Here is a 15,016-nt window from a genome sequence, read left to right as displayed (position 1 = left end):
ATCAGGCGACTGCTGCAGCCTCTTCAGCTGCAGCCAGCTCAGAGATCTTGTCAGGGCGGAAACCGGACCAGTGATCGTTCTCGGTGATCACCACGGGAGCCTGCATGTAGCCCAGTGCGCGCACACGCTCCAGAGCCTCGGCATCCTGGGAGATGTCCACGGTCTTATAGGTCACGCCGTTCTTGTCCAGAGCACGGTAGGTGGCATTGCACTGCACACAGGCTGGCTTGGTGTAAACGGTGACGCTCATACTGCTCCCCTTGATGATCGTGGTTTTGATGCGTCCATCAGACGGCTATAACGCCTGTCTTGCGGCGGTGGTTCAATACTACATCTTGGGTTTGGTGAAGTCATCAACCACTAGATGCTGTACTCACACCAGTGTAGTTTCTCCACCGGCTATGCACAGCCCCTGTGGAGGCCGCCCGGGGCGGAATGACGCGGATGGCCTCACTTTCACGGGTGATTCTCCACAGCCGGGCAGGGTCAAACTCCACCGGAAAAAAGATCTGCGCCCACCACGCCGTCGGCGTGTCGTGAGCGCAGATCCACTTTGTGGAGCTTCAGCTACCGGGCGTTCAGAGCTTCAGGACGACCTTCCCGCTGGCCTGGGAATCCCGGGCGGCAGCAAAGGCCGCTTCAGCCTCCTCAAGACTGAACTCATGGGTGATCACACTTTCGATCCCAGGATCGGCAGCCAGCAGCTTAACCGCCGCGGTGATCTCATCCTTGAAGCGGAAGGTGCCCAGGAGTCTCAGCTCCTTCGCAATATAGGGTGCGAGATTTACCGGTCTGGGCTCATTGGGCACCATACCCACCTGCACCACAGTTCCAGCCGGTCGTGCCGCAGCCAGTGCCGCCGAGATGGCGACGGGCGCTCCAGAGCATTCAAGGACCACGTCATAGGCGCTGACCTTCAGCTGGGACTCGGCCACATTGATGACCTCATCAGCGCCCAACTGCCGCGCTCTCTCCAACGGTCCTTCCAGCACGTCGCTGATATCCACCGTGGCCGCTCCGGCGGCGCGTGCCGCCACCAAGGTCAGCAGGCCGATAGGACCTGCACCGGAGACCAGGACTCGCTGACCCTGCAGGTCCCCGGCCCGGGCAACCCCGTGCATGGCCACAGCCAGCGGCTCGGCCAACGCCGCTCTGCGCACGGGAAGGCCCTCCGGCAACGGAATGACCATCCGCTGGTCTACCACCAGCTGCTCAGCAGCAGCGCCTTGGGTGTGCGGCCACGTGGAGGCGCTGCCCAGGTAGGAACCACCTGGCCACAGGTGCGGGAACTCACGGTAGCCAGCCTGCTCGGTTCCGAACCGTGCCGGATGCACTGTCACCGGCTGACCAGGACTGAAGACCCCCGAGGGATCCAGCGCCATACGACCGCTGAGCTCATGACCGGGAACCAGAGGTTCACGGACAACGAACTCCCCGTTGGCGCCTTCATAGTAATAGTGGAGGTCCGAGCCGCAGATGCCGACGTAGTCGACGTCGATCAGCACTTCTCCTGCCTCAGGACGCGGCGGATCAATATCCTTCAGCACGGCCTGCTGAGCGGACTCGATGAAGAGGGCACGCATTGTTCTCCTTGACTGAATCTTGGTGCTACACGACCGCGGTCATGCCGCCGTCGACGAAGATGTTCTGACCAGATACGAAGCTGGATGCCTCTGAGGAGAGGAACAGCAGCGCTCCAGTGAGTTCCTCGAAGCTGCCCCAGCGGCCAGCCGGAGTTCGGGCGCGCAGCCAGGAGTCAAAGGCTTCATCCTCAACCAGCGCCTTGTTCATCTCGGTGGCGAAGTACCCCGGAGAAATGGCGTTGACCTGAATGTTGAAGCGGGCCAGATCCGCAGCCATCCCCTTGGTCAGCTGGGCGATGCCGCCCTTAGTGGCTGAATAGGGAGCAATGGTCTGCCGCGCCAGATGGGACTGAACCGAGGCGATATTGATGATCTTCCCCGACCCGCGCTCCACCATGGCCGGCGCGATGAACCGGGTGACGTAGAAGGCACTGGTCAGGTTGGCTGCCACCAGCGCATCCCAGTCCTCCGGGTCGAATTCATGGATCGGAGCTCGTCGCTGCAAGCCAGCGTTGTTGACCAGGATGTCCGGCACCCCGTGCTGAGTCAGGAGCGTCTCGACGGCGTCCTGGACGGCTGCCTTGTCAGTGACGTCGAAACGTACGCTGACTGCAGGGCTTCCGGTGCGTTCCTGGATCAGCCGCGAGGTCTCCTCCAGGGCAGCCGCATCGCGGCCGTGCAGGATGACCTGCGCGCCGGCATCGGCCAGGGCACAGGCCAGGGCCCGCCCAAGCCCCCGGGAAGACCCGGTGACCAGGGCGAGCTTGCCTGTCACATCAAAGAGCCGAGCAGAGCCAGATGGTGCCTGTGCGCTCACAGTGCTGAAACTCCCAGGTAGATGATGGATACCAGAGCAAAGCCGACAACCGACTGGAGGGCCTGCTGCACGGTCCAGGTCTTCAGGGTGGTCTTGACGTCCATCCCCATGAGTCGGCCCACCAGCCAGAATCCGGAGTCATTGACATGCCCGGCGAAGACCGAGCCCGCTGCGGTGGCCAGCACAATACAGGCCACCTGAAGTTCATTGAAGTCTCCGGCAATCACAGCCGGGGATGCCAGGCCTGCGGCGGTCACCAGCGCGACCGTGGCAGAGCCCTGGGCCAGGCGGATCGCCACGGCGATCAGGTATGCGGCCAGGATGACCGGCATGCCCGTGCCGGAGAGGGTGTCAGCAATGGCCTCACCGATGCCGGAAGCCCGCAGCACCCCACCGAACATGCCACCAGCACCGGTGATCAGGATGACCGAGGCCACCGGGCCCAGGGCCGAATCCAGCAGCTTCTCCAATGCGGTGCCGTTTTCGCCGCGGCGGTAACCCAGCACCAGGGTGGCCACCACAACGGTGATCAGCAGCGCGATGCCGCTGGTGCCGATGAACATCAGGCTCTGGACCCACAGCTGGTCGCCGTCAACCACTCCGGCTGAGGACAGCGTGTTCAGTCCGGTATTGAAGAGAATGAGGGTCATAGGAGTGAGCAGCAGTGCCACAATGGTGCCTACCGACGGCGGGTTGGCCGGCTGGTCGTCGTCGCGCTCGCCGAAGATCGTGGGCACCGGAACCATGACACGGTCGGCCACGAAACGGCCCCACAGGTATCCAGCGATGTGCCAGAGCGGGTAGGCGATCACCAGACCGACCAACAGCACCAGGCCGATGCTGGCTTCATAGAACTCACTGGCGGTGACCGGGCCCGGATGCGGCGGCAGGAACACGTGCATCACTGAGAATGCCGCTGCGGTGGGGATGCCGAAGAGCAGCACCGACTTATCCGAAATGCGGCGCGCCACGGCAAAAACGATGGGCAGCATCATGACCAGGCCGGCGTCGAAGAACATCGGGAAGCCCAAAAGCAGGGATGCGATACCAAGCGCCAGTGGAGCGCGTTTCTCGCCGAAGACGCTGATCATCTTGTCCGCCAGGGCCTTCGCACCACCGGAGTGCTCAATGAGCCGGCCCAGCATGGCACCCAGAGCCACCAGCAGGGCCACACCAGCTAGTGTGCTGCCGAAGCCGTCAGTGAGCACATCGCTGATGGCGTTCATCGGCACGCCGGCCACAATGGCAGTCAGCGCCGAGACGATGATCAGGGTGATGAAGGCATGCACCTTGAACTTGATGATCAGAATGAGAATGAGAGCGATCGCTCCCGCAGCTATGGCCAGAAGTGGCCCGGTGCCCAGAGTCTGGGTCCATTCGTCCATGACAATCTCCATTGATGTAACAGGAACTCGTGCGATTCGCAGTTGCTGTGTCGCGTATCACAGGAAAGTGATCGCGGTCGAGCCTGCCACAAACATCACACCTTTAGCAACAACTAGTCATATCTGTGACGCGCTGCACGCGCTGATCACCTAGTCTTAATCCCATGTCCCAGGGTTCTCACACTTCCGTACTCGACGACCTCGGCCGCCGAATAGCAGGCGGCGAACTTCCGCCCGGCACTGTCCTGACGCTGGCCGGACTCGAGCAGGAGTACGGAGTCTCCCGCACTGTCATCCGGGAGTCGGTGCGGGTCCTTGAATCCAAAACCATGGTGGCATCCAAACGGCGCGTGGGGGTGACCGTGACGCCCATGCACCGCTGGCATGTACTGGACCCGGTGCTGATCCGCTGGCGGCTGGAGTCTCCCGCCCGTGCCCAGCAGCTTGTGGCGCTGACGGAGCTGCGCCTGGCTGTTGAACCAGCTGCAGCCCGGCTCACTGCCATCCGAGCCTCCGAGGACGCCCGGGCAGAGATCGGCCGGCTGGCCGCGGTGCTGAAGGAACTTGGGGACTCAGGCCGCGGTGACACCGAGGAGTACCTTGCCGCCGATATCGCCTTTCACAATTGTCTGCTCGAGGCCTGCGGAAACCTCATGCTGAGCGCCATCAAGGAACCGATTGCCCAGGTCATCAGTGGCCGCCATCGGGCAGGCCTCACTCCAGCAGAGCCGGTGCACGCCTCACTGCACAACCACGTGGAAGCCGCCGCGGCCATAGTCCGTGGAGACGCCGACGGCGCAGAGTCCTATGTGCGGGCCTATGTCGAGTCAATCCTCGGTGAGGTCCGCACTATCGGCTGAGCCTGGGCCTGACCAGGGCTTAGTCCACCGGGTTGAGCGGCTGGCCTCCATCCAGAACCGCTAAGAGGTTCTTCACCGCCGCGGCGGCCGTACGCTGCACCGACTCTTCACTGTGTGCTCCGGAATGCGGTGTGGCGACCACCCGGGGGTGTCCGACCAGCGGGGAGTCGGTAGGCGGTTCGGTCTCATAGGCATCCAGCCCGATGCCGTGAAGATGCCCGGCATCCAGCGCCTGGGCCGCCGCCTGTTCGTCGATGAGGCCGCCGCGAGCCGTGTTGATGATGATCGCACCCTGCGGCATAGCGTTGATGCGCTCGGCAGAGACGATATGCCGGGTGTGCTCGTTGAGCGGGATATGCAGGCTCAGGACGTCGCTGTGGGCGAAGATCTCTTCGAGTTCCGCAGCAGTGACACCCAGCTGGCCGATCTGCTCTGCGCTGAGACCGGGATCACACCCGAGGACTTCCATGCCTATGCCCTGCGCCATTCGCGCGGTGGCAGCCCCGATGGCACCCAGGCCCAGGACTCCGAGCCGTCGCCCAGCCAGTTCGATGCCTTGGAAGCGCGGCCATTCGCCAGCTGCCACCGCGGTTGAGGTCTGCGGGATCTGGCGTGCGACGGCGAACATCAGACCCACGGCCAGTTCCGCCACGGAGTGGCCATTGGCACCCGGGGTGTTTGTCACGCGCACACCGGCGGACCGTGCTGCCTGAAGATCGATCCGGTCGTAGCCCACGCCGTAACGGGCGACGACGGCAAGCTGAGGCGCAGCCGCGAAGACCTCTGCGCTGAAGGTGTCCAGTCCCGCGATGACGCCGTCGACGTCACCGAGCGCAGGGACCAGCTCATCGGCGGTCATGGGACGGCCGTAGGGGTTGGCGACCAGCTCTGCCCCGCGCTCGCGCAGCGGATCCAGTGCGGCAATGCCGAGGTTCTGTGACAACGAGGTCGGGGTGATGAGGATCTTCACTGCTCACTCCATCAGGGTTGATGATTCGGGATTGGTACGGGTATAGCCCTCGAGGTAGCGGTCAAATTCAGCCGCATAGTAGTCCGCCAGCTCTGGCCGGGGGCTGACGATGCGCCGGTTCTCCTCACGGAAGGCCGGCTGATCGTCAGCGATTCCAGCGGCACGCAGCCCCATGCGGACAGCACCGACCACCGAGCTGTGCTGCAGGGCTGAGATCTCCATCTCCGCGCCGAATACATCGGCAGTCAACTGGGTCCAAAACGGAGAGGACAGCACTCCCCCGGAGAGGATGATCCGCCGCGGGGTGCCGTTGAGCGCCGTGAGTTCGCGGTAGCAGTGGTAGAGCGAGAACGTGACCCCATGCAGCACCGACTGGTACATCTGCGCACGGGTATGAGCCGGGTGCAGCTCCAGGAAACCGCCGCGGCGCTGATCCTGCCAGCCGGGACACCGTTCACCGAAGAGGAAGGGCATGAACAGCGGAAGGTCTACAGGCCCTGCGGTGAGCTGAGGTTCAAGATCGGCGTAGGTGGTACCGGGTTCAAAAAGCCGGTCTTTGGCCCAGTCCACGCAGTTGGTGCATCCCGAAGCTGCCGCGCCGGAGAGCCATCCCACTGGAGAACGGTAGGACCAGGTACTCATCCGCGGGGAGAACGACGGCGCCGAGACCGCAAAGCGCAATGCCCCGGACGTCCCCATGGAGAAGGTCATGTCCCCTTCGGCGGTGGCGGCATTGCCGACCTGGTTCATCCCACCGTCGGGTCCCGGAACCAGCACCGGGATTCCGGGGGTCAGTCCCAGCAGCGCAGCTGCCTCAGCAGTCAGTGGCGCAGTAGTGTCCTCGGACTTCAGCTCTGGCAGTACCACATCCTCCAGTTGCAGGCGCGCCAGCACTTCGCTGTCCCAGTCACAGGTTTCGGCGTTGAGCAGACCCGTTCCCGAGGCTTGGGAAATACTGGTCCACCGCTGTCCGGTCAATCGCGCAAAGTTGTAGCTGTTCTGATCCAGCACCAGCCCACCAGAGATACTGACTCCGCGTTCCTTCAGCAGCATGAGCTTGAACGCCGGGTAGATGGCGTTGACCATGCACCCGGTGCGCCCGTAGAACCAGGCGGTGAAGTCAGCGTCCTCACGCAGCGCGGAGCAGAGATCCTGCGCGCCGGTATAGGGCCACTCCTGCACCGGCGAGATCTCACCGAGACTGGACTCACCCTGCTGAGAACTTCTCAGGGTCATCCCGTGCCAGGTTCCGGACAGCGTGAGCATCTCCACCTGGCGCCCGGCTGCGGCTTCCCGCCCCAGACTCATCAGCTGGGTGAAGATGCTCTCGGCTTCACGGACGGAGGAATCCTCTCCGGGGATATCAAAACGGCGAGTGGCGACCTCCACTTCTTGGGTGGCGGTATCGAAGAGCATGGACTTGGCCGACGTCGTGCTCGCTTCGAGGGCGAGAATAATCATGCAGTCGCTTCCTTGGGTCTGCGGTGAGAAACTTCTCCAATGGTATGATCATTTCGGATAAAAAGTGAACTGGAGCACAGGAGGCCAAGGATGTCCACCCACGCCAGCAGCGGTATTCTCGATCAGCTCTCGGTGGTCGGAGTCATCCCGGTGATCTCTGTAGACAGCGCTGCACAGGCGCAGGACCTCGCCTCAGCACTGTGCGACGGCGGCCTCCCCGCAGCCGAAATCACTTTTCGCACCCCCGCTGCCGCCGAGGCCATCGCGGCCGTGGCTCACGCTGGCACTGACATCCTGCTGGGCGCCGGAACGGTCATCACCGTTGAGCAGGTCGACCAAGCCGCCGCAGCCGGTGCCAGCTATATCGTCTCCCCCGGCACCTCCCGGGCAGTGGTCCAGCGCGCTCAGGAGCATGGTTTAGCGGTGCTGCCCGGTGCGGTGACCGCCACTGAAATTCAGGCGGCCCTGGAACTGGGCGTGGAGACGGTGAAGTTCTTCCCTGCCGGAACCTCAGGCGGTCCAGCGGCCATCAAGGCGCTGTCTGCGCCATTCGGCGGTGTCTCCTTTGTGCCGACCGGCGGTGTCAACCTGACCAACCTCGAGGATTACCTCAGCATCCCGGCAGTACGCGCCGCCGGCGGGTCGTGGATGGTCCCGCAAGACAAGATTCGGGCCGGCCAGTTCAGCGACATCCGTGAACTTGCCGCAGAGGCCGCTGCCGCAGTCGCACGCATCCGCGCCAGCTGATCGGTCTGTGGAGGCTTACCTCCGGGCCTAGCTCTCGACCCAGTCGAAGGACCGCGTGACGGCTTTCTTCCACTGATCCAGCCGCTGCTGCCGGTCCTGAGCACTCATCTGCGGAGACCAACGGGCGCCCTCCCGCCAGTTGTTCTTCACATCCTCAGTCGAATCCCAGAAGCCCACCGCCAGTCCAGCCGCATAGGCAGCACCCAGAGCGGTGGTCTCGATGACCTCAGGACGCACGACGTCGACCCCGAGGATGTCAGCCTGGAACTGCATCAGCGTGTCATTGACGACCATGCCGCCGTCGACCTTCAACTCAGTGAGGTCCTCCGGAGCCGAGGCGTTCATGGCCTCCACCACCTCAGCAGACTGGAACCCTACTGCTTCAAGGGCCGCCCGGCAGATGTGGTCGGCGTTGACGTAGCGGGTGAGCCCCACGATCACCCCGCGGGCATCAGAGCGCCAGTACGGGGCGAAGAGACCGGAGAAGGCCGGCACCACGAAGCAACCGCCGGAATCCTCCACCTGCTGAGCGCGGGTCTCTGACTCAGCGGCCTCGGAGATGATGCCCAGGTTGTCCCGCAGCCACTGGATCAGGGATCCCGTCACGGCGATGGAGCCCTCCAGGGCATAAACCGGCTTCTGATCCCCGAACTGGTAGGCCACTGTGGTCAGCAGACCGGCGTCGTTGTGCACCGGCTCCTCACCGGTGTTCATCAGCATAAAATTGCCGGTGCCATAGGTGTTCTTACCCTGTCCGGGCTCAAAGCAGGCCTGTCCTACCGTGGCCGCATGCTGGTCGCCCAGCATCCCGGCGATGGGCACTCCTAGCACCAGGCTGCGGTCATGGCCTTCGGCATAGACCTCTGAGGAGGAGCGGATCTCCGGCAGCATCGCGGTGGGGACACCGATCTGTTGACAGATCTGCTCATTCCAGTCCAGGGTGTCGATATTCATCAGCAGCGTGCGGGAGGCATTGGTGACATCAGTGATGTGCACTCCCCCGCTGCGTCCTCCGGTGAGGTTCCACAGCAGCCAGGTGTCCATGGTGCCGAACGCCAGCTCGCCGTTCTCGGCCCGCTCCCGCGCACCGTCCACATGGTCCAGAATCCAGCGGATTTTCGGACCGGCGAAATAGGTGGCCAGAGGCAGACCAGTCTCGGCTTTGAATCTGTCCGAACCGCCGTCCTGGGCCAGTTCATCGCAGATGCTCTGGGTGCGGGTGTCCTGCCAGACGATGGCGTTGTAGATGGGCTGCCCGGTATGGCGATCCCAGACCACTGTGGTCTCACGCTGATTGGTCAGCCCCACTGCGGCCAGCTGGTTGCGGCTGATATCCGCATCGGCCAACGCCCGCCCGATCACCTCACGGGTATTGCGCCAGATCTCAGCGGCGTCATGCTCCACCCACCCGGCCTGCGGGAAGCGCTGCTGGTGTTCCTTCTGACTGGAACCGGCCACCGCCCCGCTGTGATCAAAGACGACGGCGCGGGTGGAGGTGGTGCCCTGGTCAATGGACAGTACGTATTCGCTCATCATTCTCCTGGCACGCCGGCTTCTGCTGCGGACTCTTCAACTGAGGCGTCTTCTAAGGGCGTGGGCTCCACCTGCTGGCCCGGGACCGGATAGTTCGCTGCGATCAGTTCTGCTGCTTCTGTATCTGAGGTGGTCTGCTCGGCCGCTCTCTGGGCCTTGATATAGGCCCGGTAGGAGTCGACTTCCGCCTGTTCCTGCTCCGCATTCCAGCCCAGCAGCGGCGCGGCGATCGCTGCGACCTCAGCGGCGGCATCAACCCCACGGTGGCGGGTCTCATAGATCATCCGGGTGCGCCGGGAGAGCAGGTCATCCAGGTGCAGGGCACCTTCGCTGGTGCAGGCATAGGCGATCTCAGCACGCAGATACCCCGGTGCGGCCTCCAACGGCCGCCCTAGAGAGGCATCCTCATCGATAAGCTCCAGCACTTCACGGATCAGACTGCCGTAGCGCCCCAGCAGCCGGTCCACCCGCTCTGCATCCCAGCCGTAGTCTTCAGCGATCTGCTCTGCGCGTTCGCTCCACTCCCCGAAGCCCACTGCCCCGGTCAGCGGCATAGTCTCGGTCAGCGAATCGCGGTTCCGATACTCATCGGCAATGGCGAAGTCCACAGCATCCTCGGCCATCACCCGATAGGTGGTCAGTTTCCCTCCGGCCACACCGGTCAGACCGGGGGCCAGCTGCATCACCGTATGTTCGCGGGAGACTTTGGCGGAGGCGTCGTCGTTGGTCTTCACCGGCTGCAGCAGCGGCCGCAGTCCGGCCCAGGTGGCCAGCACGTCATCGCGGGTCAGGTCCTCTCCCAGCACCGCATTGGCGTGTTCTAAGACATAGTCGATATCTGCAGCGGTGGCAGCCGGAGCATCCACTGCCTGGTGCCAGGAGGTATCGGTGGTGCCTACTGCCCAGACATCGCGCATGGGAATAATGAACAGCACCGATTTTTCGGTCTGGCTGATGATGCCCACTGTCCCGGACGCGGCAATCCGGTCCTTGGGCACGGTGATGTGGATCCCCTTGGAGGCCAGCACCTTCAGCCCCGCACTGTCTGCCCTGCCGGAGGGTGTGTCCTTCAACGCCATCTGCTGGGCTTCTCCGGTCCAGACACCGGCGGCAAGGATGATCTGCCGTGCGTGAATGCGGTGCAGCCGAGCAGTGAGATGGTCCACGACGACGACGCCGGTGATCCGCTCCCGATGCTGCGGATCCTCCCGCAGGTACTCGGTGACCTCGGTGCGGGTGGCCACCGCCGCGCCCAGACTGTGAGCCGAGCGGGCAAGGGTCAGCACCAGCCGGGCGTCATCAACTTGGGCATCGTAGTACTCCAGCCCACCGCGGTATTTCTGCTGGTCCAATCCGGCAAACCGTTCAGCCAGGCCCTTATTGCCCAGATGTCTGTGGAATGGCACTGCCCGCGAGCGCGCCCCACGCAGCAGCGAGGACCCCGAGGCCAGCGCGTCATAGAGCGAAACACCAGAACCGATGAATGCGCGCTCCACCACATGACGTTCGAAGGGAAAGATGAAAGGAAGCGGCCGCACCAGATGCGGGGCGAGCTGGCGCAGCAGCAAGTCCCGCTCGCGCAGCGCCTCGGCCACCAGTTTGAAGTCCAACATCTGCAGGTAGCGCAGCCCGCCGTGGATGAGTTTCGAAGACCGTGAGGAGGTGCCCTCACCAATGTCCCGGGCTTCCACCAGGCCGGTATTCAGGCCCCGAGTGGCGGCGTCGAATGCCGCGGCCGAGCCGACCACGCCACCACCGATCACCAGAACGTCCAACGGATCCTCGCGCGTGGTGGCGGCCATCCGGGCCACCGCTTCATTGCGCGAAGAAAGGCTCATCGGCTGAGGCTTCACTAGGGCTGCGACCTCCTCTTATGCGTGGTCATCCCAGCCTAAGCTATTGACCCGACGATGTCTCAAGGGTCTTCACAGCCAGCGCATTTAGGGTCGATGATTGAGGATGTTGCGCCGGTCACGCTCGGCCAGAGCGACCGCGCCGTCGTAGCATCATCAGTACAGCACGATCGATTAGATGCACCACGTATCTGAAGCAACACCGAACAGACACCACCGAGGAGAGGCCCCGATGTCCTCTGGCCTGACCCCCACCGATGAGATCCCTACACAGGGAATCCCGGGCCGGCATCATCCGGCACAGGAGATCGCCAAGCATATCCCCGAGAAGGAGATGGCCAGCACTGAGCTGGGGGCCAAACTAGCGGAGAAGGGCGACGCCGACCTCTACCGTCAGCTGCTGAATCAGCTTCACAGCAAAGCTGATGAGAACGGTTCCACTGACTCGGTCAATCGGATGATCGATATTCGCCGCCAGCTCACAGAGTTTCAGCTGCACTATAAGTTCGGCATGGATGAAGTGCTGACCAAGATCAATGTGCTGCGCGAAGAGTTCGAACACACCCGGGACTACTCCCCCATCGAGCACGTGAACTACCGACTGAAGTCCCTTGACCGGATTCTGGACAAGGTACAGCGCTATGGCTGCGAGCCCACGCTGGAGTCCATCCGGCACGCCATCCGCGACATCGCCGGGATCCGCATTACCTGCAGCTTCGTCTCCGACGCCTACTGGGTGGCGGAGATGCTGTGCTCGCAGCCGGATCTGCGCGTGGTGGAGGTCAAGGACTATATTCGTACGCCCAAGCCCAACGGCTACCAGAGCCTGCATGTGATTCTGCAGGTGCCGGTGTTTCTCTCCAATCGCACCGAGTTCGTCTACGTGGAAGTCCAGATCAGGACTGTGGCCATGGACTTCTGGGCCTCGCTGGAGCACAAGATCTACTACACCTACGACGGCGAAGTGCCCGGCCACATTTTGGATGAGCTGCGCGACGCCGCGTCAAAGGCCGCCGCATTGGATGCCCAGATGGCTGATATCCGCGATAAGGTCACCGCCCTGCGCCGTCAGGCCCCCAGCGCCGGTGAAGGCGCCACCGGACCGACTCCCTCAGATAGGCCCGATCCTGCCCAGTGGTTCCAGCGAGCCGGCGACGGCCCGGCATGGAACTGGGACCAGATCGTAGACCGTGCTGGCGGGGATCCACTGAATTGAAACGGCAGGGTCACCACAGCTGTGCGAAGTGCTGGATGGGACCATGACCCCGGCCCACTTCAAGCTCATCTGCGGCGCCCAATGCGGCAGTCATCCATTCTTTGACCAGCGGCAGGCTCTCAGCCCAGCTGTATCCTCGCGCGGCCAGCGTGGCAAACGCCGCCGAGACTGAGCAGCCGGTGCCATGGGTGTTCTTGGTGTCCACCCGCGGGCTCACCGCACTGACGGGTTCTGGCCGCTGGCCGTCTCGCTCGGGGAACACCAGGGTATCGGTGACTTCAGCGCCAGTGAGGTGCCCTCCCTTAGCGAGGACGACGACGTCGTGGGCATCGGCCACCCGCTGAGCCTGATCCAGCAGATCCTGCTCCTCAGCGACGGGCTCTGCACCGGCCAGCAGCGCCAATTCCGGAACATTGGGGGTGATCAGATCAGCCCGGTGCAGGAAGTCTATGAGGGCGCCCTCGGCTTCAGCATCCAGCAGCCGATCTCCGCTGGTGGCCACCATTACCGGGTCCAGGACCAGGGCCGGGCGCTGGCATTGCGGGTAGGTTGAGTCCCACCACTGAGCGACTGTGTTGATTATCGGCACAGTGCCCAGCATCCCGATCTTCACTGCATCTACCGCGACGTCGTCACTGACCGCGTCCAGCTGTGCGCGCAGGAAGTCAACCGGCGGCACGTGGATCTCCCGTACCCCTTGAGTGTTCTGCGCCACCAGAGCAGTGACCACACACATGCCGTAGCCCTGGAACGCGGCAAAGCTCTTCAGGTCGGCCTGGATGCCAGCGCCACCTGTGGGGTCGGTGCCGGCGATAGAGAGGATATTAGGGATCTGGCGCATAGGGATCAGTCTATGATCCGGTGGGCCCCCTCACGGCGCGAGTCATCCACGCTAGTCACCGAGCCTTCTTCATAGTTGATCTCCAAGGGTTGGACTGAACCGAAACTAGAGGAGGCATCTGGCCATATTTCTGTGGCCCATCCGGCATCCTCGAGCGCTTCGGCTACTGCATCGTCAGTGCCTTCTTCCAGGTATATGGACTCCTGATCCGCCCGGAATCTGGGCAGAGCCACGGCGTCCTCCAGGCTGCGTCCGTGCAATCCCCACTGGGTGAGAACGCTGCCGAGGATATTGAGGATCTGGTGCCCTCCTGGGCTGCCGATGATCAGCACAGGCCTGTCCTGATCATCCAGGACCATCGCCGGATGCGACCAGGTGACGGTACGCCGTCCCGGGGCGGGTTGATTGGCTCCTGAAGGAATGGCGTCGAACCGGGAGAGGTGGTTATTGACGAAGTAACCGTCCACCATTTGTCCCGAACCCCAGAAGTACATGATCGTATTGGTCATTGAGACACTCAGCCCAGTCTCGTCCACCACGCTGATATGGGTTGTGTTGGCACCGCGCTGACTGTCCGGAACGCCCTGACCCTCTTCGGCTGACCCTGCCTGAGGCTCAGCGCTGACTGCCGCTGCCTGCGGGGAGAGGTCGATCTGGGCATTGACATCGGCATCAGTGAGCCGCTCCACCGGCACATCAACAAAGGCCGGATCGCCGATCTCGCTGTAGACGGTCTCCTCGGCCACCAGCCACGCATCCGAGAGCAGATCGATGTACTCGGCCGTTCCGGGTTCGGTTTCCGCAATGCCGTGTGCCTCGGCGATCTGCAGCATCTGCACCATGGCCGGTCCCGGCAGCGATGGAGCTGGCGCGAGGATCTGATACTCGCCGAAACTGCCTGCAACCGGCTTATCCAGGACCACCTCATAGTCCGCCAGTGATTCTGTGTCCACCCCCTCGACCTCCTCGGCCAGGGACTCAGCGAGCTCTCCGGTGTAGTAGTCCTGCCATCCCGCCTCGCTCAGACGCTGCAGGGTCTGGGCCAGCTCCGGCTGCACCAGCTGTTCACCGGCACTGAGCGGTTCTCCCCCGGGGGCATAATTCTCCAGATCCGCGATGGCAGCCTCGCCGTCGGGCTGGGACATCCGCAGCGCGAGGAATGGGCTGAGTTCGAAGCCCTCAGCGGCCAGCTCCTGGGCCGGTGCCAGCAGCTCACCCCACTCCATAGACCCATACTCTTCATGGAGCTGACCCATACCGGCCACAAATCCGGGCACGCCGCTGCCGGAGTCGGGAATCTCGCCGTCGTTATTGACCACTTCGCGGTAGTCGTGGAAGATTGGCTCGCCTTCGGGCCCGGCGATGATCACCGAGCCTCCCCCGCCGATACCTGAGGCATAGGGTTCCACTACCGAGACTGCGAAAGCTGTGGCGACCGCAGCATCCACCGCATTGCCGCCGTCGGCCAGTATGCGCTCTCCTACCTCCGCTGCCAGCGGATGCCCCGCACTGACGCCCTGCTGCTGCAGCAGCTGCTCACCGGATTCGGGGCGCTGGTCAGGGGGCTCGGGTGAGGTCGACGGCGGTGGGGGTGTCTCCTCCCCCACCGGGGGCCCCGAGTCCTCGTTGCTGAACTCATCGAGCACCCCGCAGGAGGTGAGCGCCAGCGCGGCCGCGGCGGTCAGGGCCAAGGGGGCCGCGAGGGGGCTTCCGTGGTGTCGCATAGTGTCACTTTCTCTACGGGTCACGT

The 15,016-nt window shown here is 63.4% G+C and carries 13 protein-coding genes; 3 read left to right on the top strand and 10 right to left on the bottom strand.

The annotated features are described in order from the left end of the window. Window position 1: 1 nt before the first annotated feature. From nrdH to ABEA23_RS12410, 4 genes are all read right to left on the bottom strand, one after another. Window positions 2-250 (bottom strand): glutaredoxin-like protein NrdH, encoded by a 249-nt coding sequence (nrdH, locus tag ABEA23_RS12425; protein ID WP_044492616.1) that lies wholly within the window; start codon window positions 248-250, stop codon window positions 2-4. Between the two features lie 328 nt (window positions 251-578). Next, window positions 579-1,583, bottom strand: a complete 1,005-nt coding sequence (locus ABEA23_RS12420; RefSeq protein ID WP_345478325.1) for a zinc-binding dehydrogenase — start codon at window positions 1,581-1,583, stop codon at window positions 579-581. Window positions 1,584-1,608: 25 nt separating this feature from the next. After that, the gene (locus ABEA23_RS12415; RefSeq protein ID WP_345478324.1) at window positions 1,609-2,400 is read right to left on the bottom strand and encodes a glucose 1-dehydrogenase; all 792 of its coding nucleotides are present in this window, start codon (window positions 2,398-2,400) and stop codon (window positions 1,609-1,611) included. Beyond that, entirely contained in the window at window positions 2,397-3,785 is a 1,389-nt protein-coding gene (locus ABEA23_RS12410; RefSeq protein ID WP_345478323.1) for a GntP family permease, read from the bottom strand. The genes ABEA23_RS12415 and ABEA23_RS12410 overlap by 4 nt, the downstream gene beginning before the upstream one ends. A 164-nt stretch (window positions 3,786-3,949) precedes the next feature. Here ABEA23_RS12410 and ABEA23_RS12405 point away from each other — a divergent pair, with 164 nt between their 5' ends. Then, window positions 3,950-4,645, top strand: coding sequence for a FadR/GntR family transcriptional regulator (locus ABEA23_RS12405; RefSeq protein WP_345478322.1), 696 nt, complete (start codon window positions 3,950-3,952; stop codon window positions 4,643-4,645). A gap of 19 nt (window positions 4,646-4,664) precedes the next feature. Here the strand turns inward: ABEA23_RS12405 and ABEA23_RS12400 are convergent, their stop codons facing one another. Further along, complete coding sequence (locus ABEA23_RS12400; RefSeq protein WP_345478321.1) at window positions 4,665-5,615, bottom strand: phosphoglycerate dehydrogenase; 951 nt, start codon at window positions 5,613-5,615, stop codon at window positions 4,665-4,667. A gap of 3 nt (window positions 5,616-5,618) precedes the next feature. Then, on the bottom strand, window positions 5,619-7,076 hold the full coding sequence (locus ABEA23_RS12395) for a gluconokinase (protein WP_345478320.1): 1,458 nt from the start codon (window positions 7,074-7,076) through the stop codon (window positions 5,619-5,621). Window positions 7,077-7,166: 90 nt separating this feature from the next. On the opposite strand from ABEA23_RS12395, the gene ABEA23_RS12390 reads away from it, so the two are divergent. Next, a complete protein-coding gene (locus ABEA23_RS12390) occupies window positions 7,167-7,823 on the top strand; it encodes a bifunctional 4-hydroxy-2-oxoglutarate aldolase/2-dehydro-3-deoxy-phosphogluconate aldolase (RefSeq protein WP_345478319.1) in 657 nt (218 codons plus the stop codon). A 27-nt stretch (window positions 7,824-7,850) separates the two neighbouring features. On the opposite strand, the gene glpK is transcribed toward ABEA23_RS12390, so the two are convergent. Beyond that, window positions 7,851-9,359 (bottom strand): glycerol kinase GlpK, encoded by a 1,509-nt coding sequence (glpK, locus tag ABEA23_RS12385; protein WP_345478318.1) that lies wholly within the window; start codon window positions 9,357-9,359, stop codon window positions 7,851-7,853. Then, on the bottom strand, window positions 9,356-11,194 hold the full coding sequence (locus tag ABEA23_RS12380) for a glycerol-3-phosphate dehydrogenase/oxidase (RefSeq protein ID WP_345478317.1): 1,839 nt from the start codon (window positions 11,192-11,194) through the stop codon (window positions 9,356-9,358). The genes glpK and ABEA23_RS12380 overlap by 4 nt, the downstream gene beginning before the upstream one ends. A gap of 247 nt (window positions 11,195-11,441) precedes the next feature. On the opposite strand from ABEA23_RS12380, the gene ABEA23_RS12375 reads away from it, so the two are divergent. After that, on the top strand, window positions 11,442-12,425 hold the full coding sequence (locus ABEA23_RS12375) for a GTP pyrophosphokinase (protein ID WP_345478316.1): 984 nt from the start codon (window positions 11,442-11,444) through the stop codon (window positions 12,423-12,425). Window positions 12,426-12,435: 10 nt separating this feature from the next. On the opposite strand, the gene thiD is transcribed toward ABEA23_RS12375, so the two are convergent. Further along, window positions 12,436-13,266 (bottom strand): bifunctional hydroxymethylpyrimidine kinase/phosphomethylpyrimidine kinase, encoded by an 831-nt coding sequence (gene thiD, locus ABEA23_RS12370; protein ID WP_345478315.1) that lies wholly within the window; start codon window positions 13,264-13,266, stop codon window positions 12,436-12,438. 5 nt (window positions 13,267-13,271) lie between these two features. After that, a complete protein-coding gene (locus ABEA23_RS12365) occupies window positions 13,272-14,990 on the bottom strand; it encodes a gamma-glutamyltransferase family protein (protein WP_345478314.1) in 1,719 nt (572 codons plus the stop codon). Window positions 14,991-15,016: the final 26 nt, after the last annotated feature.

Origin of the sequence: Nesterenkonia rhizosphaerae (assembly GCF_039544555.1) — a bacterium.
GTDB lineage: Bacteria > Actinomycetota > Actinomycetes > Actinomycetales > Micrococcaceae > Nesterenkonia > Nesterenkonia rhizosphaerae.
The sequence above is the reverse complement of the archived record's forward strand: the minus strand, read 5'-3'. Positions and strand labels throughout refer to the sequence as shown.